This is a genomic window from Flavobacterium sp., assembly GCF_039930565.1.
Classification (GTDB): Bacteria; Bacteroidota; Bacteroidia; order Flavobacteriales; family Flavobacteriaceae; genus Flavobacterium.
Map to the genome: position 1 here is coordinate 148,816 of NZ_JBDTTP010000002.1, position 24,558 is coordinate 173,373.

At 30.6% G+C, this 24,558-nt stretch carries 19 protein-coding genes; all 19 read right to left on the reverse strand.

All coding sequences use genetic code 11. From position 1 onward, the window contains the following. Positions 1–1,299 carry a hypothetical protein gene (locus tag ABI657_RS01470; protein WP_348095458.1) on the reverse strand — a complete coding sequence of 433 codons (1,299 nt, stop codon included), beginning with the start codon at positions 1,297–1,299 and terminating at the stop codon, positions 1–3. Positions 1,300–1,303: 4 nt separating this feature from the next. Next, positions 1,304–2,560 carry a hypothetical protein gene (locus ABI657_RS01475; RefSeq protein WP_348095459.1) on the reverse strand — a complete coding sequence of 419 codons (1,257 nt, stop codon included), beginning with the start codon at positions 2,558–2,560 and terminating at the stop codon, positions 1,304–1,306. Between the two features lie 210 nt (positions 2,561–2,770). Beyond that, on the reverse strand, positions 2,771–3,754 hold the full coding sequence (locus ABI657_RS01480; protein WP_348095460.1) for a glycosyltransferase family 2 protein: 984 nt from the start codon (positions 3,752–3,754) through the stop codon (positions 2,771–2,773). Further along, positions 3,747–5,114, reverse strand: coding sequence for a polysaccharide biosynthesis protein (locus ABI657_RS01485; protein ID WP_348095461.1), 1,368 nt, complete (start codon positions 5,112–5,114; stop codon positions 3,747–3,749). Before ABI657_RS01485 ends, ABI657_RS01480 begins: the two co-directional genes overlap by 8 nt. Before the next feature lies 1 nt (position 5,115). Next, on the reverse strand, positions 5,116–6,420 hold the full coding sequence (rfbH, locus tag ABI657_RS01490) for a lipopolysaccharide biosynthesis protein RfbH (RefSeq protein WP_348095462.1): 1,305 nt from the start codon (positions 6,418–6,420) through the stop codon (positions 5,116–5,118). A 28-nt stretch (positions 6,421–6,448) separates the two neighbouring features. Further along, positions 6,449–8,167 carry a thiamine pyrophosphate-binding protein gene (locus ABI657_RS01495; RefSeq protein ID WP_348095463.1) on the reverse strand — a complete coding sequence of 573 codons (1,719 nt, stop codon included), beginning with the start codon at positions 8,165–8,167 and terminating at the stop codon, positions 6,449–6,451. Next, on the reverse strand, positions 8,154–9,083 hold the full coding sequence (locus ABI657_RS01500; protein ID WP_348095464.1) for an NAD-dependent epimerase/dehydratase family protein: 930 nt from the start codon (positions 9,081–9,083) through the stop codon (positions 8,154–8,156). The genes ABI657_RS01495 and ABI657_RS01500 overlap by 14 nt, the downstream gene beginning before the upstream one ends. Then, positions 9,076–10,167: a CDP-glucose 4,6-dehydratase gene (gene rfbG, locus ABI657_RS01505; protein ID WP_348095465.1), complete on the reverse strand. Its 1,092-nt coding sequence runs from the start codon at positions 10,165–10,167 to the stop codon at positions 9,076–9,078. The genes ABI657_RS01500 and rfbG overlap by 8 nt, the downstream gene beginning before the upstream one ends. After that, a complete protein-coding gene (gene rfbF, locus ABI657_RS01510; protein WP_348095466.1) occupies positions 10,161–10,937 on the reverse strand; it encodes a glucose-1-phosphate cytidylyltransferase in 777 nt (258 codons plus the stop codon). Before rfbF ends, rfbG begins: the two co-directional genes overlap by 7 nt. 18 nt (positions 10,938–10,955) lie before the next feature. Continuing rightward, a complete protein-coding gene (locus ABI657_RS01515) occupies positions 10,956–11,987 on the reverse strand; it encodes an iron-sulfur cluster-binding domain-containing protein (RefSeq protein ID WP_348095467.1) in 1,032 nt (343 codons plus the stop codon). A gap of 20 nt (positions 11,988–12,007) precedes the next feature. After that, a complete protein-coding gene (locus ABI657_RS01520) occupies positions 12,008–13,075 on the reverse strand; it encodes a Wzz/FepE/Etk N-terminal domain-containing protein (RefSeq protein WP_348095468.1) in 1,068 nt (355 codons plus the stop codon). A 14-nt stretch (positions 13,076–13,089) separates the two neighbouring features. Continuing rightward, complete coding sequence (locus ABI657_RS01525) at positions 13,090–15,504, reverse strand: SLBB domain-containing protein (protein ID WP_348095469.1); 2,415 nt, start codon at positions 15,502–15,504, stop codon at positions 13,090–13,092. 52 nt (positions 15,505–15,556) lie between these two features. Continuing rightward, the gene (gene rfbB / locus ABI657_RS01530; RefSeq protein ID WP_348095470.1) at positions 15,557–16,603 is read right to left on the reverse strand and encodes a dTDP-glucose 4,6-dehydratase; all 1,047 of its coding nucleotides are present in this window, start codon (positions 16,601–16,603) and stop codon (positions 15,557–15,559) included. Between the two features lie 15 nt (positions 16,604–16,618). Continuing rightward, positions 16,619–17,626, reverse strand: a complete 1,008-nt coding sequence (locus tag ABI657_RS01535) for a mannose-1-phosphate guanylyltransferase (protein WP_348095471.1) — start codon at positions 17,624–17,626, stop codon at positions 16,619–16,621. A gap of 31 nt (positions 17,627–17,657) precedes the next feature. Continuing rightward, the gene (locus tag ABI657_RS01540) at positions 17,658–18,938 is read right to left on the reverse strand and encodes a nucleotide sugar dehydrogenase (protein ID WP_348095472.1); all 1,281 of its coding nucleotides are present in this window, start codon (positions 18,936–18,938) and stop codon (positions 17,658–17,660) included. 283 nt (positions 18,939–19,221) lie between these two features. After that, on the reverse strand, positions 19,222–19,698 hold the full coding sequence (locus tag ABI657_RS01545; RefSeq protein WP_348095473.1) for a UpxY family transcription antiterminator: 477 nt from the start codon (positions 19,696–19,698) through the stop codon (positions 19,222–19,224). 11 nt (positions 19,699–19,709) lie between these two features. After that, positions 19,710–21,101 (reverse strand): UDP-glucose 6-dehydrogenase, encoded by a 1,392-nt coding sequence (locus tag ABI657_RS01550; RefSeq protein ID WP_348095474.1) that lies wholly within the window; start codon positions 21,099–21,101, stop codon positions 19,710–19,712. A gap of 21 nt (positions 21,102–21,122) precedes the next feature. Then, positions 21,123–22,106, reverse strand: a complete 984-nt coding sequence (locus ABI657_RS01555) for an SDR family oxidoreductase (RefSeq protein ID WP_348095475.1) — start codon at positions 22,104–22,106, stop codon at positions 21,123–21,125. 5 nt (positions 22,107–22,111) lie between these two features. Next, the gene (locus ABI657_RS01560) at positions 22,112–24,556 is read right to left on the reverse strand and encodes a polysaccharide biosynthesis tyrosine autokinase (protein ID WP_348095476.1); all 2,445 of its coding nucleotides are present in this window, start codon (positions 24,554–24,556) and stop codon (positions 22,112–22,114) included. Positions 24,557–24,558: the final 2 nt, after the last annotated feature.

Genomic DNA, 24,558 nt, shown 5'->3' on the forward strand with positions numbered 1-24,558 from the left:
TTATCTAATATCTTTTTTTATAATGTTAAAATACCTATCAGCAACTTCATCAATTAAATAATCTTTAACAATTGTTTTTAATAATTCTTTATCTATTGTTATTGATGAATTTAAAAAATTGAAAATATTAATTAATAAGTTCTCATCACATTTATCTTCAGAAAGCACATTAAGCTTTAAGGGATATTTCTCGATTAATTCTAATGAAGTATCAGCTTCTATAGAACAAAAATTAATTATCTTTTTTCCAGAATACATATACTCAATTAATTTACTTGGCTCCTGAAATTCATTTTTATTGCCCACATTGACCAATATATCTGAGTTTTTAATAGCTAAATTTACTTCTTCCCTATTTATAAATCCGTTTAGGAAAATAGATTTTCCTAATAAATGCGGATACTCTTTAAAACTACCCATAGTGTCTGAAAATTCACCGTAAAAGTCTAAAATAAAATTGTACTCAGTATATTTTTTTATGAGCATGTCAAAAATAGCCAACATTCTTTTAGGAGATCTAGCATCTTCGATCAATGTTCCTAAGAACAAAAATCTTACGGTTTTTGAATCCAAATCAGGTTCTTTTCCGAAATCAAATGAATTTGGCAAATAAACATTGTGATTTACTGCAATTTTACCTTTTATATCAGGAAAGAGTTCAACATATTTCTGTCTGATTTTCTCAGTAAGCACGGTATTATAATCAGCATTTAAGAAAATTTCCTTCTCAATATTCCTATTCTGTTTTTCGTAGAAAAACAAATTATTTATTTTACCATTAAAACTAAAAACATCAATAGTATCGGCCAGCCAAAACAAAGACGGGTATTTTTTCTTTATTTTATTACCTATCATATGAGAAGTAAAAGTCCAAGAAACAGTAATCAGTTTATCTATTTTATGTTCTTCAATAATTTTTGAAGCCAAAGGAATGGTAGAGAAATACCACAAGAAAGAGTAATCAGGCCAATAAAATTTAGACCACGTAAAGTCATATATTTTTTTTATTCCTTTTTTTAAAAACTTTTTTATATCGATAGAGCTATTATGCTTAGAGATTTGACTCTCCTCTTGCACATTTTCTCTATACTTATATTTTATGTTTCCAACAAAATACTCAGTTGAACGGTATATTTTTATCCCATCAATTTCTTCATAAGGCAAAAATTGATTTTTGTTTGCAGAGATTACAAAAACCTCTACCCCCTGTTCCTTCCATATTTTGGCAACATTAAACCACCTATAAGCATTAGGCTTATTTTCAGGATAAAAATCGTATGATATTATTAAAACTTTCAATTACTTAATTATTTTTATTTTTAAAATTCGCCTCTTTTCGACTTGTAAGCCCAAACATCAACATCGTTGCAGACATTATTGAATATCTCAAATCTTCATTACTATAGAACATAATTAAAACCAAGAAAATAAAAACCCTTACAATTATAGACTTGGATGTTTTTTTAGCAAAACATATTAACATATAGACAAAAAGAGACCCAAACAACAATCCATAAACGGCTAAAATAGTTGTAATGGTATTAGTATTATTACCCGTTTCTAAAGCTATCCCAACCAAATCGAGAGTATACTTTTCGAATAGCAAAGGATAATCCCTTATTCCAACACCAAACAAAAAATTGTCCAAAAAGATATTAAAATTAGCAACGACTGAAACTCCTCTAGCAAGTGAACTGCCATCTCCAACATTATCTTTGCTAACTTTCCCAAAAACCATACTGTATAATTCACCTGAAATCGCAATAGCCATTATTGATATCAATATCATGGCTATTATAAACGCTTTTGTTTTTTGAGACGCCTTCGTTTTACTTTTAGTAAACAAATAAGCAATAAAAATAGTTCCTAGGGCTATAAATGCCGCTGTTGATAAAGTACTAACGATAGCGAGTACAAAAACTAAAAGATTACGTTTATTGATTTCTTCTTTAAAAAAAAGTTCGAAAATTATAGCAAAATTCAAATAAATCATATAAACTCCCGGCTCTCTAAATATACTCATATTTCGTAAATAAGTATATTCTAAAGAAACCACACAAAGCCACAAATTATGAACGCTTGCTCCTGCTGAATTTATCTGTTTAGGAAAAATTCCAATTACAGAAGGAATAATACTTGAGATTACAAAAGCAATTAATGAAATAACCGCTAGCACATATATAAACTTTGAATATAGATATATAAACTGCTTGTAAGAATAAAAATTAACCAATAAAAACCCGAGAAGAAACAACCATATTTGATATATATACCCACCAGAAATATCAAAATTAAAGAAAGAAGTAATTAGTATCGAAATCATTATCAAAAAGAAAACTAAAATACCTCTAGTAAAAAAAGTAATAGATTTTAACCCAATTTTTGATAACAAATATATAGTCAAAATAAAATATATAATATACTTTGCAAAGATATATACAAAATTTTCATTGCTTCCAAAATTATAAGTGTCATCAGAAATAAAGATGATAATAAAAAAAACAATATTATACTTCCAAGAATAATTCTTTTCAATATGTCTAGATTCCACTTCTTTCATATACAAATTGACAACTAAATACTAACATTAAAATCATTTATGTATCAAAAAAACATTCTGATAGACAAAAGCTAAAAAAGGAAGCATCCATATTATCTTTATTCAATTTATTGTTATTAATTTCCTAAACTTAATTTACTTTAAGCGTTTGTTTACAACAAAAACAATAGATTCTAAATAAAAGGTCCAAAATGTTTCAAAAAGGAGTAATCAAAATGAAGCATTAATCCTTTTAAACAAACTAACAATTTTATTTTTAATTAAAACTGAAATAGCGATACATGTAACCATAGGATGCTTAAAAAGAAATAATAAATATTTTTTTGTTGGTATCTTGTGACTTTTACTACCAAAGAAAGTTTGTTTTGCTACTGTTAGAAAGGTTAATTTAACATAATGAATATAACACTCTTTTAACAATTTGGATCTCAATCCTTTTTCCTTAAAGATTTCCAGTAAATCATAACCAAAAACCACTAAAATATAGCCTATTTTGTCCCACCATTCTCTATTTCCCTCTAAGACTAATATCATTGGTGTCTTAATATACATTGCTTTTTTACCAAAAAAAGTATTAGCATACATCACTACATGAGTATATGTATTTTCAATATTTGTAATATGCCCTTCGTCTGGATATATTTTATAATTATCCCAAATTTCTTTTCTAAAAATAGATGCCATTAATTCTCCCAGAAAAAAACTTGAATAATTTGGACTAATTAATTCTTCCCATTTATCAATCACTTCAACATCAAGAGGAAAACCAACAGAGTTATTAAACACTCCTTTTTTAGCATTAAAATACTCTAAATTAATTGGTTTGACTTTAACATAATAAAAATCAATGTATGCATTTTGTTCTATTAACCTGATTATTTCAGAAATAGCCCCATCCAGTATAAAATCATCATCTCCAACAATCCAACAAAATTTACCATTAGCTTTTGAAACTACATCCAATGTGTTTTTAGCAAATCCAATATTCCTAGACTGCCTAAAATATTTGAAATTATTATAATTTTGAAACTCCTTAACTATTTCAAATGTATTATCGGTCGAATGATTATCTGAAACTACAATCTCAACTAATTGATTATTTTTTACCTGTTTGAAAATTGATAATAGATTAGACTTTAGATACGCCCCTCTATTATAAGTAGGAATGCAGATAGATAATATTTTATTATTCATTATGCCACTCTTTTTTCTTGTTTTTAAATATAAAATAAGTCCATACAAAACCAATTATTGTCAAACTCATATATCCTGTTGTGATGCCAATTACCCCAAAATAATGACCCAACGTAACAGTAGAAATACTGCATAATATACCCATCACAACGCTTTGCAACAACATCGGTTCCTTCTTATGACAACGCAAATAGGTTGCCCAAGAACCCACAATATGATTAAGTAAAATTGGAATCATCATAAAAAACATAGGTAAAAAATCCAGTAATCTATCCGCAAAATTTTTACCTTCTATTTTTATCTCAAAATGTCGTAACACAAAAACAACTCCGAAAAAAAATGTGAGTACAAAAAAATTTAAAAAGGCAGATTGAATTAGTGTTTTATTAAATAGAGAATCTAATTTTTCGTACTCTTTCTGTGCTATTAAACCTGAAAAAACAGGTACTTTTGTAGATATCCAGCTAAAAGCTAAGGCAAATATAGAGTTCAAAACAGTTAACGTCATTCCCATCTGCCCTGCTACGACAGCTCCTTCAGTCGCAAAAAGTACAGGGTTAAATAATTGAAATATAAAATATCCACTTATCCAGCTTATCGCAATTTTCCATTGGTATGGAAAAATCTCTTCACGGTAATTTACTGTGAATACATCTATTTTATACCATATGAAAATTAATAATTTTTTTTTATCCCCCATTAAAATCCAAAATGGTACAATGCCAAACGAAAGTATTGCAGCTAAAGGACTTGCAAATAGTTTAAAACCTAAAGAAAAAAACAACAAAATTAAAAAAAGTTGAATTGTCTGCTGTACCAATCTAATTTTAGCAACCTCTCTAATTCTTCCTAATCCTTCCAAAAAAGCCAAAATAGGAGACAACATTAATGACATAGAGGTATTAATAGCCAGAATAAACCATGGAATTTTCCAATTTACCAAATTATCATCTTCACCAAATTTACCAAAAAAAGCATATCCAGCAATTAATAACCCAATTAATAATAAAACTGCAATAACAGCAAACCATTTTAAAGTAAAACGCAACAAAGAAGACATTCTTGAACTAGACTCAACAGATCCAGTAAAACTAGTTGTATTATGCCAAGTTATATTCGCTGTTTCATGTGCTACAAATTGAGTAATTATACTAGACAGACCTAATTCAAAAAAAATTTGAATTGCTAATATGCTTCCAAAAGTATAATAATACCCTTGTTCTACTTTAGACAAACATTTTGCAACAAATAATAAAGTAATCAAACCTCCACCAGCTTGAATAAACCTAGACAAAATAGTATATGCTATTGCACCATCAATTCCGATTTTTTTAGAACCTTTCTTAATTAAATTGATCACATTATGAGTTTAAATATTCTCTAATGACATTCGCAATATAATCATAATGCGTTTCATTTAACCCTGGCCAAACACCTAACCAAAAAGACTGGTTCATAATTATATCAGTATTAGACAAATCGCCTACTACACGATGCTCTATATTAGCATATGCAGGCTGTCTCAATAAGTTTCCTCCGAACAACAAACGAGTTCCAATTTTATTTTTTTCTAAATGCTGTACTAACATGTGGCGGTCATTTGCATCACCTTCACGAAGCGTCAATAAAAAACCAAACCAGGATGGTTCCGAATTTAGAGTTGGTTCAGGAAGTATAAAAACTTCTTCAAATTCTTTCATACGTTCATACAATGCTGCATAATTTTCTTTACGACGTTGTACAAACTGATCAATTTTTTTAATTTGAGATACCCCAAAAGCAGCTTGCATATCAGTCACTTTAAGATTAAATCCTATGTGAGAATACGTATACTTATGATCATATCCATAAGGTAATGTTCCTAATTGTTGCCCAAAACGACATCCACAAGTGTCATCTTTTCCCGGTTCACAATAACAATCACGACCCCAGTCCCGGAAACTTTCTGCTAGTTTTGATAATATTGGATTGTTTATTAATACTGCTCCACCTTCTCCCATTGTAATATGGTGAGCCGGATAAAATGAAAATGTTGAAATATCACCAAAAGTACCTGTTTTCTTTCCTTTGTAAGTCGCTCCTAATGAATCACAGTCATCTTCTACTACCCACAGATTGTATTTTTTAGCAACACGCATTACTTCGTCCAAATCAAAAGGGTTTCCTAATGAATGTGCGATCATAATAGCTTTTGTTTTAGGACTTACGGCTGCCTCAATCATATCAGCTTTTACATTATGGGTGGCAATATCAACATCAATAAAAACAGGAATCGCGCCAAATTGAATTATAGGATTAATTGTAGTGGGAAAACCAGCTGCTACAGTTATAACTTCATCTCCTGGCTTTATAGCTCTGTCACCTAATTTTGGAGAAGTTAAAGCATAAAATGCTACAAGATTTGCAGAAGAACCTGAGTTGACCAATAATGACCTGTGAGCAGCAAAATATGCAGCAAAGTCAGCCTCAAATTTATTAGCAAAACGTCCTGCTGTCAACCAGCCATCAAGAGCTGCATCAACTCCCATTAAAATATCTTCCTCATCTAATACTTTTCCGGTAACAGGGATATAATTTTCTCCGGCAACAATAACTTGTGTTGATTTCTTTTTTGCAATTTCTCTTAAACTATTTAACAGAGAATCGTCCTTTAAATTTTGTAACATATGAGTTTTATTTAACAGTAAATTAGAATTATGTTGCTTCCATAGCAATAGGTTTGGCAAAAGGCTCCATTTCAGTAATTGGTCTACCAAATGCAATCTTTGGATAAGTATTTGTATGTGGGTCAATCATTACTTGCAATAATTGTGGCTTATTCTTATTTTCATTTTTCCAAAACCAATCAACAGCATTTTCTATATCTTTTTCATCTTCAATTGTTTTTGCATCTATACCATAAGCAATGGCAACTTTAGCAAAATCCGGCGCATCATATCCCCAATAAGTAGATTGATAACGAGATTCAAAATAACTATCCTGGAATTGTCTAATCATTCCTAAAGTCCTGTTATTCAATACTACAATTTTTACCGGAAGTTTATTCCTAACGATGGTTTGTAGTTCTTGTATATTTATTTGCATGCAACCATCTCCTATAAGAACAATAACCGGCTCTTTATTAAATGCAATACAGGCACCAATACCAGCTGGCAAAGAAAAACCCATTGCTCCCATACCTCCAGAAGTTAAAAATTGTTGATTTTTATAAAGTTCTAAGGATTGTGCTGCCCACATTTGATGACTCCCAACATCCGCTAAATAAGCTTTTGCATTTTTAGATTTATTAGACAGAGAATGCATAAAAACATTTGGATTAATACCTTTTGTATCAAGCTCTTTTATATCTGGCCAAGTATTTTTTAAATCATTAATATAATTTACCCATTCTTCCTTTATAAAAAAAGAATCATCAAAAGTTTGCTTTTTAAATTCATTAAAAAATGATTTTAAATCCGCTATAATAGCTTCACAACCTTTAACCCGGTTGTTTATTTCTCCTTTTTCACAATCAATATGATAAATTTTCCTGTTTTCTATAAATTTAGTATCAGCTCCGGTTTGCCTAATGTCTAATCTACTTCCTAAGACAATTAATAAATCACATTCACCAAAGGCAATATTTGCCCATCTGTTACCATAGCTGCCGATAAATCCAACTCTTTGAGAATTATCATAAGAAATTGTATCCAAGCCTAAAAGAGTAGTAATTACAGGCAACTGGGTTTTTACTATAAAATCTTCAAATAATTCCTGGCTTTTACCTGCTCTAATACCTCTTCCAGATAAAACAAGCGGCTTTTTAGCGTTTTTAATATCTTGTATTAATTCTTTAAAAATATCTAAATCAATTTCCAATGAATCTTCTATTTCTGAAATAAAAAACTCAGGTTCAATCTGAATACGCTGAACATCCATAGGAATATCAATAAGAACAGGACCTGGCCTTCCTTCTAAAGCAATTTTAAATGCTTTTTCGAATACATTAGGAATTTCATTAGCGTCATTGATCTGAAAGCAAGCCTTGGTAATTGGCTTAGCCATTGACAAAATATCAGTTTCCTGAAAACCTAATTGCCTAATTTCTCTATCACCTTTTAACTCATGTCGATTAACTTGACCTGTAATAAAAACAGCTGGAGTAGAATCAAAATAACAACTCCCCATTCCTGTTAACAAATTTGTAGCCCCTGGTCCAGATGTTGCCAAGGCAATTCCAGGCAATCCAGTAACCCTTGCATATCCTTCAGCTGCAAAAGCTGCTGCTTGTTCGTGATGCATTGTAATTATATCAATATTTGTTTTTTGATTTAAGGAATCTAGTATATGTGTTATCATTCCTCCCGATAGTTCAAAAACACTTTTAATTCCTTTTTTTTCTAAAAACTCTGCGATGAAGTCAGATACTTTCATAGTTCTCTTTGTTTAAATAGTAATTTAAAGTATTTTGCAAAGCAATATTGTAATCAGAAAATTCAATTTTACCTATTTGCGAGCATAATTTTTGAATGTCGCCTTCCATATGCATTGATTGTCCTAATCTATAATCTAATGCCCCAAAATCTAAAATAAACTCAGGATTAATAACATTTTTAATATCTTCAATTATAGATTTAATGGTTTTAGTTTCATTGGAAGAAATGTTATAAATCCCTGATTCTATTCTATGTAATATAATTTTTCTCATTATTTCAGCATAATCTTTAACATATAAATAAGCATACTTTTGCTCACCTAAAGTAAATTTCATCTCATTGCTATTTAGCATTGAATTAACTAATGAAGGTATTAACCAATTAGAATTCTCTTTTTCGCCAAAAATGGAGAATAATCTGAGCCAAATCCAATTTATATCATTTGAAACAGAAAAAGTCTTCAAAATTTCCAAACATGCCAATTTAGTGGCTGCATATGCATTTAAAGCATTTGTCTGTGTATGTTCTGATATTTTACTATTGATTTCACCATACTCAGCTTGTGACCCTAAGAATACTATTTTCTTTACTTTTAATGCTTTAGCGGCTTCTAATAAATCGACAAAAAAAATAATATTTTTTACTTGTTCATTCCAATTATTTCTATCATTTGATTCAACACCAATCCAGGCAGCATGTATAATTGTATCAAAAGAATAATTGCATAATTGATTTATTAATGGCTCTTCTTCAAGAATATCAACCCATTCAATTTTATTCTTAAACTCTTTACATCTCCATATATCTGATTTTTTACGCTTTAAGCCAATAACTTCTATATTATTCGAAATTAAATTTTCAGCAATATGAGAGCCTAGAAAACCAGTTATTCCAGTTATTAAAACTTTATTCATTTAGAAAAAATTTCACTTGTTTTTCAGTAAATAAATTAATTTCTTTTTGATTAGTGTTAAACTCAATATACCAGTCCATAGTCATACTAACAGCTTTTTCTGCATTCAGCTTTGGTTCCCAATTTAATTCCGAAATTGCCCTACTGATGTCTAGTTTAAGCAGACCAGCTTCGTGAGGTTGATTTTCATCTGACTCAATTTTATATTCTCCTTTGCCCCAACTTTGAATTGCTAATTCCAACATATTTTCAACTGGTAATGCATCTGAGATATGAGGTCCAAAATTATATGCCTGATTAAATTTCAGAGGATCTTCTGATAACTTTTTCCCTAATAATAAATAACCAACAACCGGTTCTAAAACATGCTGCCAGGGTCTGACTGATTTAGGGTTTCTAATTACAACAGCCTTGTCCAATGCAAAAGCTTTTGCTATATCCGGAATTAGACGATCCTTCGACCAATCTCCTCCCCCTATAACATTACCTGCTCTTGCAACTGCAATTGCTTTTTTATGTTTTGCATATGTTTTGCTATTAAAAAAAGAATTCCTATAAGAATCAATTACCAATTCCGCACATGCTTTACTTGCACTGTATGGATCATATCCTCCTAATCTGTCATTTTCCCGATAAGGATAAATCCATTCCTTGTTATGATATACTTTATCTGTAGTAATTAAAACTACATCACATTTTTTTTCTAATAAACGAACTGCATCTAAAACATTGGCAGTACCAATAACATTAACTTCAAAAGTTTCTGCAGGTATATCATATGATAAACGAACTAATGGTTGCGCAGCAAGATGAAAAACAAAATCGGGTTGAAAATCGATGATTTCTTTTTCTAAACATTTTTTATCTCTTAAGTCAGCAATAACTGAATTACAAATTTTATCTGCGTTTATTAAATAAAATAAATCTTCTTTTGTCTGAGGCTCCAAAGCATATCCTGTTACTTCAGCTCCTAATAAGGACAAAGTTTTCAGCATCCAGGAACCTTTAAAACCAGTATGACCAGTTAAAAAAACTTTTTTTCCAAAATATGCATTTTTTAATTTTTCAAATACTGAATCTACCATGTTTTCCATTTTGCAATTCCAGAGTTCCACATTGCTTCTAATTCAACTCTATCTCTCAAAGCATCCATACATTTCCAAAATCCTTCATGCCTGTAGGCTGCTAATTGTTGATCTTTCGCAATAGCGCCTAAAGGTTCCTTTTCCCATTGAATATCCTCAACATCATCCTCAAGGTATTTAAAGATACCTGGTTCCAAAACAAAAAAACCGCCATTAATCCACATTCCGTCACCAACTGGTTTTTCAATAAAACTGTCAACTTCACCATTGTCACCTATTTCCAAATTTCCAAAACGTCCTGGAACCTGAACACTTGTTAAAGTAGCTAATCTGCCATGTGATTTATGAAATTTAAGCAGTTCTGATAAATTTACATCTGCAACACCATCACCATATGTCAACATAAAAGTTTCATCTTTAACATATTTTTGAATACGTTTCAGCCTTCCAGCTGTATTAGTATACAAACCAGTATCTATTAATGTAACTTTGAAAGATTCAGTTTCAGAGTAATGAACGTTAATGTTATTATTAGCCAATTCAATTGTAACATCAGAATTATGCAAATAATAATTATAAAAATATTCTTTGATAAAAGTAGCTTTGTAACCCAGGCAAATAACAAACTCATTATAACCATGCTGTTCGTACATTTTTAGAATATGCCATAAAATAGGTTTACCGCCTATTTCTACCATAGGCTTTGGGCGAGCTTCAGTTTCTTCCATAAGACGGGTTCCAAAACCACCTGCAAAAATTACTACTTTCATTTATATTTATTTTTTTAATTATATTTCAATACTGACTTCGTCGCTTAAAGGATAACTACAACATAGCAGATATTCATTTTCCTTTAAATCTTCTCTTTCCTTGGTTAATCCAATCATTTTCATTTTTCCTGACTTAAGTGTAGCTTTACAGGTACTACAATTTCCAGTTTGACAAGAATATGGTAATTCCAAACCGAACTCTAAAGCGTCTTCTAAAACAGAATTTCCTTTGAATATTTTTATTTTATTTTCTATTCCCTGAAAACTTAACTTTATTTCATGATCATTAATATCTTTAAAATCTTCAGGATTTTTAATTATTTCAAAATCCTCAGAAAATACATTATCGAGGCTGCCTGTAAAATCAAATATTGATTCTTTTATTGTTTTTTTAAGTTCAACAGGTCCACATATGTAATGTCTACATGGCTCTTCTGTTGTTTTTTTTATTATATCCTTAATAAATTCAACATTAATCCTTCCATTAAAATTATGTGAATTATCATCAAAAAAATCTTCTTTCGAATAAAAATTAAAGATTTTAAAGCGGTCTGGAAAAATAAATTTAAGCTTTTGTAATTCTTCATCAAAAATTACGGCTTTTTTAGATTTATTTCCATAAACCAAATAAATCTTGATAAATTCATGTGAATTAAGTAAGGATTTAATCATGGAATACAAAGGAGTAATTCCACTTCCAACTCCCCAAAAAAAAGCGGTTTTTATTGATTCATCGACTTCAAAAACGAAATCGCCCAAAGACTCATGAACCTCTATAATATCATCAACTTTTACAAAGTCATTAATATAATTTGAAACAATACCTCCAGGAACACGTTTTATTGTTACGTTCAATGTAGAATCTATTGAAGGTGATGAAGAAAACGAATATGGTCTAATATATCTTCTCCCATTGATTCTAAATTGCAGTGTTAAATATTGCCCAGCTAAATATTTTATTTTCTTTAGCCCCGGCTGTTTAAAACATATAGTAACTGTATCTTCTGTTTCTTGTTTTATTTCCTGAACTTTTAAAGTATAATTTTTCATCTTTATTTAAACAAACATTTTTATACTAATTGTCTAATTATTTTTTTTAAAATTAAATATAAAACAATAAAAATACCACTCAAAAAACCACCGATAATCAATCCTCTAGCCTTACCAAATCGTTCTTTTGGTAAAGGTAAAATAGGCCTGTCAATAACTTGTATTAAAGGCGTTTCTTTTCGTAAAGTTACTTTCGCCAACTCTGTCTGCTTTACTAATTCAGTTAATATTGCTGTATTAGCCTGAACATCAACCTGCCTTCTGGCCGAGGGTGCGCGACGCACATTAAGAGCAGGGTTTAAATTAAAAGTATTATCATTTGCGATAGCAACTCCAGTAATTGCGCCATTAAGCTCTCGTCTGATCGAATCTGTTTGACGTTGTAGAATAGCCATATTTATTCTTGCTTTTTTGCTTTTAGTATCTATGTAGAAATCTGAAACTTGTTTTGCTAAAGCCTCACAAAAATATTTTGAGAATAATTCATTTTGAGAAGAAACATCTATATTTATAATGGCAATTTTTTTATCTCTTTGACCCACTGAAAATCCTTGTTTAGACAAATTTTCATGCATTTTTCCTAAAATACTATCCTGAGTGCGGGTAAATAATTTTCGGTTTGCATTTGGTAAAAATTTCAAACTTGCAAATTTTGGATTATCTTTCCATTTTTCACGCCATTCATTATTTAAAATATACATTTCTGCTAAAGAAATTGTCTTTCCTCCAACTACAACTGGGGAAAGTAATGTTTTTTCAACCATTGTGCGAGATTTAAACAATTCAGTAAGATTAGAACCATTAAAAATGCCTCCACCGCCACCTCCTAAATCAATACCAAAAGAACTTGCTAATCCTAATGCGCCTCCGAAACCACCACTTTTTTCATCTTCTAAAGCAAATGACAATGTAGCAGTATAAATTGGTTTTTTACTAAATGAGTATGCGATCCCTAAAGCACATCCAATTGTAACTGCAATTAAAATAATCTTCCATTGTAAAAGTAAATAGTTCCACCATTCTTTTATTTTTTGGATTAATTCTTTTAGTGAAATTTCATCATTATTATTTGGTAAATTTTTCTCCATACAAAACTTAAATTTTATTTAAATGCAGTTACAATCAATAAAGCCAAACTAGTTATCACACTCCCTATACTAACCCATTCCCCAGTACTCATTTTCTTCGTTTCTGGTTTTTCAGGTACTACTATTTGGGAATCGGGGGTAACTTTAGGATAAGACCTAAAGAATAAAAATGAACCAGTAACAGCAGCTTTCCCGTTAGGATAAATGATATATGCTTTTTTCTTCCAACCTTTACTATCAACTCCTCCTACTGCATTTATATAATATTTAAAATTCTTACCTCTTCTATATGGAATTTCAGAAGTAAGTAATACATTACCAGCAACTTTTACGCCTTCGTTATAAATTGCCACTTCAATTTCATCACCTGGAAATAAGGTAACGTTAGAGTAGTGATCCTTGTCTTTCACAATTTTTTCCCAATTAACAGGAATTGTAGCATACCTTAAATCTTCAGCTAACTTTTTAGTTAATTTATCTCTAATTGTATCATTTTTAGACAAGTTCAAATCTACACTTTCAAGCTGATCAATTTGATCTTGTTTAATTGGTCGTTTAATTTTCATTCCATCTAAATTAGCAATAGAAGTTAAACCACCAGCTCTCATTACAACATTATATACGGTTTCTTTTTTATTAGCCAGAACATATTTTCCAGGATATGCAACTGCCCCATTAATTATGACCATTTGAGGTTTTTCATAAACTGCTATTCTCCGTATGTTTATAACATCAAAGGGCTTCAAAACAAAATTTTTAATCTGTTCGTTATTATCTGCAGTAATTTCAAGCTCAACTAATTCAATACGTTTCGGATCTCCATCATCAATTATATCAGATTTGACCATTCTTGCAATTTCCACTCTTTTCGATGCTGAACCGGTTAGCCCGCCAACCTGAACTACTAAATCATTCAAAGTTAAATTTTCGAAATACTCATATTCTCCAGGATTTTTCACTTCTCCATCAATAGTAACCTTATATTCTTCTCTAAAATCTAAAATTGAATACACTGTAACAATATCTTCTCTTTTTAATTCAATATCAGCATTTAAATCTCCTGACAGCGCAGCACTTAAGTCTACATTTACAATTTCAGTAGTTAAATCTGATTTTAGACGAATTATTCTGGCTCTTTTGCTGTAAGCGTCTTCTTTAAGTCCTTCTGCCCGGGTAATAAGATCGGAAACCCTCATTCCTTCTGTAAAAGAATAGTAGTCCGGTCTAAAAACAGCTCCTTCAATTTTAATACGGTTTTCAAATCTATTTAAAATTTTAGTAATTTTAAAAACATCACCAGATTGTGGCTGGTATGTATTAAATTCACTTTCGTTTATATCCTGAACCTTAAATTCCTTACCCGTTTTTTGCATAACATTTACCGATGCTGTGTAGGCGAATTCATTAAAACCTGATGCAAAATTTAATAAATCGGCAAATGTCTCTCCTTTTTTCATTTCAAAAACACCTGGACGTTTCACTTCACCTTCAACAGTAACTCTCTGACTGTAAGACGGAATCCTAATAACATCATTTTCTTTCAATCCTACATTATCTGATTGGTCTCCTTTTACTAAAAATCTATAAATATCAATGTTTTTATAAACTTTATTATTTCTAATTAATTCAATATTTCTGTAACTTCCATTTTTTCCGGGCCCTCCTGCCAGATGTAATGCATTATAAACTGTTGCTAAAGAAGAAATAGAATAATTACCAGGTTGTTTACCTCCAACAACGGTAACTTTAATAGTTCTTATACGATTCAAAGTAACACTTACTTGTGACTGACCTGAACGGACTGTACTGTAAACTTTTGATATTGAAGCTTTAATTTTTTGTGTAGCTGCTTCAATTGACATCCCAGAAACAGAAATTTGCCCAACATACTGAATAGTAATTTTACCTTCTGCACTTACCGGAATGCTCGCATTATACTCCTGAACACCATAAACGCTTACCTGAAGTTCATCGCCAGGTCCTAAAATATAATTTACAGGAGTAGCGAGATTTAAATCCGGCTCAAAATTTAAAGTTGGATTATCAAACAATTCCGAACCAAAGATCAAAGCATTTACTGAATCTTTTACTTTGTTGTTTGTGATTTTTTCCTGGATTCTACCTGAATTTTTACTCTCATTAATATTTTCATTCCTTTTATTTAGAGAACTACCTGATTCTTTGTTTAATCTCATTTTTAATTTAGCAAATTCTCCTGCACTCATTCCTTTTGACAAAGCCATAGGCTCAGCTTGATCAATTGTCATATTATTGCTTTGTAATTGTGCGCTTATTCTAGCAATCTCACTGTCAGATAAAAAATCAACCTTTACACTGCTTAAATCATTGGATTTGAAGATGTCCTGTGACGTGGCATGAAAAGATAAAAAGATAAAAAACAATAAAAAGACAGTAGTTATTTTTTTCATATTAAATTAAAATTTAATTTTAACCGCAATATCCTAATTTAAACAATTAGTATTAAGAGTATTGCTTTTGATAATAATCTTTATAGGAACCAGAAGTTACATTTTGTAACCAGTCTTCATTATGCAGGTACCAATTAATTGTTTTTTCCAAACCCTCTTCAAAAGTAACTGAAGGTTTCCACCCTAGTTCGTAATTAATTTTAGAAGCATCGATTGCATAACGCAAATCATGTCCGGGTCTATCTTTAACATAGGTGATTAGCTTTTCTGAAGCACCAGTACTTCTATTCAATTTCTGATCCATAATTTGGCATAATAATTTCACCAAATCAATATTTTTCCATTCATTAAAGCCTCCAATATTATAAGTTTCATGATTTTTTCCTTTATGAAAAACCAAATCAATTGCAATTGCATGATCTTCAACAAAAAGCCAGTCACGTGTGTAATTTCCATCTCCATAAACCGGAAGTGGTTTATTATTAATTATATTATTTATAAAAAGAGGGATTAGTTTTTCAGGAAAATGATAAGAACCATAATTATTAGAACAATTTGTCAACACATACGGCAAACCATAAGTTTCTCCATATGCTCTGACAAAATGATCTGAACTTGCTTTTGAAGCTGAGTAAGGAGAATTGGGATCATAAGGAGTCGTTTCTGTAAAAAGACCTTCGGCTCCGAGAGAACCATAAACCTCATCAGTACTTATATGATAAAATCGTTTTCCTTCAAAATTATCTTTCCAATGATTTTTTGCCGCATTTAACAAATTCATTGTTCCAAAAACATTTGTTTTTACGAATGCCAACGGATCTTCAATTGATCTATCAACATGTGATTCAGCAGCTAAATGTAACACTCCATCAAATTCATGAATAGAAAAAAGTTCATTTATAAATGCTTGGTCTGTTATATCGCCCTTTATAAAAGCATAATTGGGTTGATTTTCAATATCTTTTATATTTTCAAGATTTCCTGCATAAGTCAAGGCATCCAAATTATAAATTTGATATTCAGGATATTTATTTACAAAACGACGTACTACATGAGAGCCTATAAAACCGGCACCACCTGTTATAAGAATTTTTTTCATTTATATTCTATGAATTTAGTTTAGCAAATCTGAATTAATTTTCTCCAATTCGCTATAGATATCTTTCACATCTTGTGAATTCTCTTTTTGCAAAATTAAATTTGCTGTATCCGTATAAACAAAAATAGTATTTTTTAGCCCTAAAAATGTCGTATGCTTAGCGCTTCCAATAACCATATTGCCATTTTTATCAACAGGATGACCTTTTGAAACCAAGTAATCATATACTGATTCAAAAGACCCTAAATCTGACCAGGAAAACGAAGCAGGTACAACCTTAATTTTTTTACTGCGCTCCATTACTGCATAATCGATGCTAATTGACGGAATTTCCATTGACAAATCTAAATCAAGGAAACCATCCTTGGCCAACTCCCAAACTTTTTTTGATTTTTCGTAAATATCTGGCTGGAACTGCTTCAACTCATCTAATAAAACTCCTGCTTTAAAACAAAACATACCGCTATTCCATAAAAAGTTTCCTTTTGCAATAAATTCTTTTGCGGTAGTTTCATTTGGTTTTTCACGAAATGAGACAACTTTATCCCCTTTTGATTCTATATAGCCATAACCTGTTTCCGGTTTAGTCGGGATAATCCCAAATGTCACAATAAATCCATCCTGTGCTTTTGAAATTGCTTCATTAATTGCTTTGTTATAATTGTCCATATGATCGATAATATGATCTGATGGCGTTACAATTAATATATCATCAGGATTTGCAGCAAAAGCAGCAAAAGCAATAGCTGGAGCTGTATTTCTTGGTGTAGCTTCCACGATGTTAAGGTAATCAGTATTAGTTTTACCCATGACTTTGCCACTTAAGTGATGATTATCTATGTTACCTACAACCATTACCCTATTGGCTAAATGACTGTTACGATTCACTGTCATTTCAAATAATGATTTATTTTCAAAAATTTCCAAGTATTGTTTTGGTTGGCTTTTACGAGACAATGGCCATAATCTACTTCCTACACCACCAGTTAAAATTACATGAATTATTAAGTTATCTTTTTCCATTTTTTTTAAATAAAAATGGGGTTTCTAAGAACTATAGCCTATTATCAGCTATAGCACCTAAAACTCCCTTTACATCATAAATTAAACTATTTGTTTTTTGCAACTCAGAGAAATTTAATTTTAAAAATTCTGAATGTGCAACTCCTAAAATTATTGCGTCAAATTTATTATTTGGAACAGACTTAATTGTTATTAAATTATATTCATTTTTTACATCTTCCACATTAGCAATAGGATCAAAAATGGTAACCAAAATTCCATATTCCCTTAATGCTTTTATAACATCTACTATTTTGGTATTTCTTACATCCGGACAATTTTCTTTAAATGTAATTCCAAGCATTAAAACCTCTGCCTTATTTACAGAAATTCCTTTTTTAATCATTAATTTAACAATTTGAGAGGCAACATATTCACCCATGCTATCATTCAAACGACGCCCAGCTAAAATTATTTCAGGATGATATCCAAATTCCTGAGCTCGTTGTGCTAAATAATAGGGATCAACACCAATGCAATGTCCTCCAACTAAACCAGGCTTAAAAGGAAGAAAATTCCATTTTGTTGCTGCTGCCTTTAAAACCTCTTGAGTATCAATATTCATTAGATTGAATATCTTAGCTAATTCATTTACAAAAGCAATATTTATATCCCTTTGTGAATTTTCGATTACTTTAGCTGCTTCAGCAACTTTTATAGTTGGTGCTAGATATGTTCCTGCTGTTATAACTGATTTATAAAGTTCATCTACTTTTAATCCAGTTTCCATAGTTGAACCGGAAGTTATTTTAAGAATTTTTTCAACAGTATGTTCTTTATCTCCTGGATTAATTCTTTCAGGAGAGTAACCCGCAAAAAAATCTTCATTAAATTTCAATCCTGATGTTTTTTCTAAAACAGGCACACATTGTTCTTCCGTCACACCGGGATAAACCGTTGATTCATAAATAACAATATCATTTTTTTTTAATATTTTCCCAATAGTTTCGCTGGATTTATATAAAGGCGTTAAATCTGGACGGTTGTTTTTATCTACTGGAGTAGGAACTGTTACTATAAAATAATTACAATTGGCTATATCATTTACATCTGAAGTACAAAATAATCCTTTTTGATACGGAGTATCAACCAATACTTTTTGCAGAACATTATCTTCGACTTCCAGAGTGCTATCTGAACCTGATTTTAAACCTGTTACTCTTGCCTGATTAATATCAAAACCTGATACAGCATATTTTGTAGCAAACAAACGAGCCAAAGGCAAACCAACATAACCTAACCCTATTACAGCTATTTTTATGTTATTATTCATATTTTTCCTTAATCTCGTTTATCATATTGTACGGCTCCGCCATTCAAAGTCACATAATGACATGAATAATGTAGAATTGAATTTCGGCAAATATAGCACAATAAGTCAATTTAATCAACTCTCAAAAAATTTATCCATTTAAAAAAACCTAAAAATCGTTAAAAAAATTTAAGCATCTAAAAGTCAACAAATAATGAGATTCGTACTAAAAAAAATAAAAACAAAAAGTCACCAAAAATTAGTAACCTTTTGTTTCTAAAAATTTATATATCCTAACTTCGTTTTAAAAAGGATCTTTCTTATATTTTATTTTTAAAACACATCCTAAGGATTCTAAAACCAATATATAATGTGTCTTTGAGATTTCCTGAATTATGGCATCCTGATTAGAAAACACGCCTGTTTCTAATTTTATCCTGTCACCTTTTTTATAAGGCAAAACCATAACATCGCAAATATTTATATCTAAAATGCTTTTTTTTATTATTTCAATTTCCTCATTCCTAACAATAGCAGGCTTTCCGAGCCAAAATAAATATCGAATAACACCGACAACCTGAAATACCGAATTCCTTCCAGCATCTGGTAATTGAACAAAAATATAAGAATTAAAAAGTGGTACTTCCACTTTCTTTTTTCTATCGGACCATTGTTTTATTTGTGTAATTACTGGGCAATAACACTCAATACCCATTTGATTTAATTTTTCAGCTACTTTTTTTTCCCATTTAGGTTTTGTATAAACAACGTACCAATTCATTTGATTTACATTTAAGAACCTATACCTTGATAAATAAATCCAATTGATTCCAATTCATTCGCGTTTAATATATTCCTCCCGTCAAAAATAAAAGCCGGCTTCTGCATTGAGTCGTATATTCTTTTCCAATCATAACCTATAAACTCATCCCATTCTGTAAGAACAGCAATTGCATGTGATTTATTGCAGGCTTCATAAGCGTTTTCAAAAGTAAAAATAGCATCCGCATTCTCTGCAGTGCCTCTTGTTTCTAAATAATCCAGATCATTCAACATTTTATTCCTTGAGACTTTAGGATCATAAACAGAAATTTTTGCTCTTTCATTAATTAAATCATCTGCAACATATATAGCGGCAGATTCACGGGTATCATTTGTATCTTTTTTAAATGCCCATCCTAAAAATGTTATTTTTTTATCAGCAACAGTGTTATAGAGTGTTTGGACAATTTTATTTGAAAATCTTCTTTTTTGATGATCATTCATAATGATTACCTGCTCCCAATAATCAGCAACTTCATTTAATCCATAAGTTTTTGCTATATACACCAAGTTTAAAATATCTTTTTGAAAACAAGAGCCGCCAAAACCTACAGATGCTTTTAAAAATTTAGGACCAATTCTACTATCCATTCCAATTGCACGAGCAACTTCATTAACATTAGCTCCCGTTTTCTCACATAATTCTGACATCGCATTAATAGAAGATATACGTTGAGCCAAAAATGCATTTGCTGTAAGTTTAGACAATTCTGAAGACCAAACATTAGTTGTCAAAATTTTATCCCTGCTTACCCAATTTGAATAAACATCTACTAAAGCATTAATAGCCGCTTCGCCCTCTAAAGTAGTATCACCACCAATTAAAATTCTGTCTGGATTTAATAAGTCAGTGACCGCTGTACCTTCAGCTAAAAATTCCGGATTTGAAAGAATCTGGAATTGAACTCCATTTCCGGTATTGTCTAAAATACTTTTTATGGCTTCAGCAGTTCTTACAGGCAATGTTGATTTTTCGACAACAATTTTATTTTCTCTGGCCACTTTTGCAATTTGTCTGGCACATAATTCAATATATTTTAAATCAGCAGCCATTCCTTTGCCTTTACCATAAGTTTTGGTAGGGGTGTTTACAGAAATAAAAATAATTTGAGCGTCATCAATAGCTTTCTCAACATCGGTTGAAAAAAAAAGATTCTTACCTCTTGCCTGTGCTACAATTTCTGAAAGACCCGGTTCATAAATTGGAATATTATCTGTATTCGGATCATTCCAAGCGTTGATTCTATCTTGGTTTAAATCGACAACTGTAACTTGTATATGTGGACATTTTTGTGCAATAACTGCCATTGTTGGACCACCAACATATCCTGCTCCAATACAGCAAATTTTTGTAATTTCCATTTAATATATTTTCAATTAACTTTATTTTAAATTATTCCAGTACCAATGTACTGCCTCTTTTAATCCTGTTTTCAATGAGTATTCAGGAATATAGCCTAATAATTTTTTTGCTTTTTCAATACTTGCCAATGAATGCGGAATATCTCCTGCCCTGTTAGAACCATAAACTATTGGAACATCAGCAATTTTTGAATCAAACTCTTTCAAATATTGTTTCAAATATCCAACCAAATCCTTTAATGTATTCCTATCTCCAAATGCTGTATTGTAAACAGTATTAATAGCATCAGGGTTCTCACTTGAGATTGCCAATGCATTCATCTGAATTACATTATCTATATAAGTAAAATCCCTTGAATAATTTCCATCTCCATTTATCACCGGGCTTTCATAGTTGATAAGCTGCATGACAAATTTTGGAATTACAGCAGCATATGCACCGTTTGGATCCTGTTTTCTTCCAAAAACATTAAAATAACGAAGCCCTATTGTTTCAAGTCCATATGTTTTACTGAAAATTTCTGCATACAATTCATTTACATATTTTGTGATTGCATAGGGCGATAATGGCTTTCCTATTACTTCTTCAACTTTAGGCAATCCTTCAGAATCTCCATATGTAGAGGAACTCGCTGCATAAATAAAACGTTTGACTTTTGCATCACGTGATGCTACTAACATATTTAAAAAACCAGAAACATTTACCTCATTTGTAGTGACCGGATCATTAATAGATCTGGGCACCGAACCCAATGCAGCCTGATGCAGCACATAATCAACACCTTTTACAGCTAAATTACAATCGTTTATATTTCGAATATCACCTTCTATTAATTTAAAATTTGGATTATCAGTAAAACCTTCTAAATTGTGATGATGACCTGTTGAAAAATTATCCAGGCAAATTACTTTTTGCTCCTTGTTTAAAAAATATTCGCATAAGTTAGATCCAATAAATCCTGCCCCTCCAGTTATTAATATCGTATTTTGAATGGGTGTTTTCATCTATTTTATTTTTTATTGAATTTACTAAAAATAGATTTTACAAATCCTCCTTTTATTTCTTCTTCATGATATCCGTTAGCATATGCTCCATAACCGTAACCATATCCATAGGCAGATCCATATTTTGCTTTATTTTCAAAGCCATTCAATACAATACTTACATTATTTAGTTCACCTCTTTTTACACGATTGTTTAATAACATAATCATTTCCTTTTTAGTATAATTTTGTCTTACCACATACAGTGTAACATCGCTATACTGAATCAATTCTAATGCATCAGAGACAAGTCCGACAGGAGGTGTATCGAGTATGATATAGTCGTAAGTTACTTTAAGTTCGTCAATGAACTCTTTCATTGTTTCTCCAATAATTAATTCTGAAGGATTTGGAGGAATTGGTCCTGAAAGTATAACATCTAAATATGGAATTTTAGTTTTATTTGTAATTTCTGCAAGGCTTTTTTGTTTTATTAAATAGTTCACAACACCATATTGATTGATTAAATCAAATTCTTCGGCTAATTTTGGCTTTCGTAAATCCAGACCAACTACAACAGTCCTTTTTTCGCTTAATGCGAATACCGTCGCAATATTAATAGAGCAAAATGTTTTTCCTTCACCACTAATTGAAGAAGTAATCATTAATGTTTTTGCTCCTTCAAGTTGTTGTTTCTTATATAAAAACTGCAAAGACGATCGTATAGCCCTAAAAGCTTCAGACAATGGGGATTTCGGTTTATCGAAAACAGCTAAATTTGATTTTTCTTTATTGATACCCACAACGCCTATTAAAGGAATTTGTGTTAAATTACTAATATCATCAGTATTCTGAATGGAATTATTAATAAAGAAAAGGATGAAAACGATAATTAAAGGGATTAAAATTCCTAAAAATAATGCCAATACATAATTGACTGAAGTTTTTGGTCCTATCAATCCTCCCCCAATATCTTTAGCCGAATCTATAATATATATATCTGATAAGTTAGAAGCTTTTACAATATCGGCTTCATTTCGTTTTTGTAGAAATGAACTATAAATATTATCCGTTAAATCATATTTTCTTTTAATTTTTAAAAGTTCTTGCTGCTCTTCTGGAAGTTTTTTTATAGTACTTTCAACTTCGCCAATTTTACCGCTAATTAATGCTAAATCATATTGTAAAGAAGATTTGGCAGTAGCAATGTTTTCTAATAAAACATTTTTGATAGCCATCATTTGATTATCAAAATCCTTAAAAATTTTATCACTTTTTACAGCATAAGACATTTCAGATCTTTGAGTTGAAAGAGCAATAAGCTTAGAAACATTTACAACAATATTAGGATCTCCAATACCAGCAACGGATGGGGCAGGCAATTTTGAGTAATCTACACTGCTTTTAAGATATGATTTTAACGAATTATAATAGGCGATTTTTCGTGTAATTTCATCCTTTTCCACGTCAAAGTTTGAAATTTTTTCAGAAAACTTTTCACCGCCCTGTTCAATATCATATACATTTTTGCCTTTTCTAAATGTTTTTAATTCATTACCTGTTTCTTTCAATTGCGACTCCATAGCAACAAGTGTGCTATCAATAAAATTGATTGTATTGGTTGCAAAAAGGTTTTTACTATCCAACTGCATTTTTATAAGCATTTTTACAGTCGAATTTAAATATTCTACCATTCTTGCTTTGTTTGTGCCCTGCAATGATAGTGTAAGAATAGATCCTCCTGTTTCAGAATCAATATTAATTCCTCTGTAACGAGATACTGTACCATTAAAATCATTGAATCTAATAGAATATTCTTTTCCAATATAAAAACCGGGATTGTCTTTTATTTCAACCTTCCAATTCAAAAAAGGTAATGAAACTTGTTTTCCTACTTTATATTTTTTTACAAAGTCAATAGGTTCAACAGCTGTCTGACTATAACTGTTATCCGAATAAGTAAGTAATGAAACAGAATTATTTTCAAAAGGTATTTTTATTTCATATTCATCTTCGCTTATAAATTTAATCCCAATCAAAGAACCTGCTAACTGAGGTTTCGATTTATAAATATTGATATAAAAAGGAGTTGCACCATAAGCATCAACCATATTATAGTTGCCTTGCTCAAGATAATCAATATAATATTGTAATTTATCGACAACCATTTCGTTATGGGATCTGGATTGCAAAATTGTCGAAATACCTGTTACCTGATCTGAAACCCCACCCCAGTTAAAAACCAAACTTGTATTAGATGTAAAAAAAGGATTGCTTTGTTCTTTAACAGAAATTAAAGTTTGCATTGCATAGATCTTTTCTTTTCTTATATTTATCTGATAAGCAATTGTAAATGCAATAATTAAACTTATTAAAAATAATTTCCAGTAACCTCCGATCTTAACCATAAAACCTTTAAAATCAAAGCTTTTATGGTTTTCAAAAATTGAAAAATCTTTTATATCTAACATCT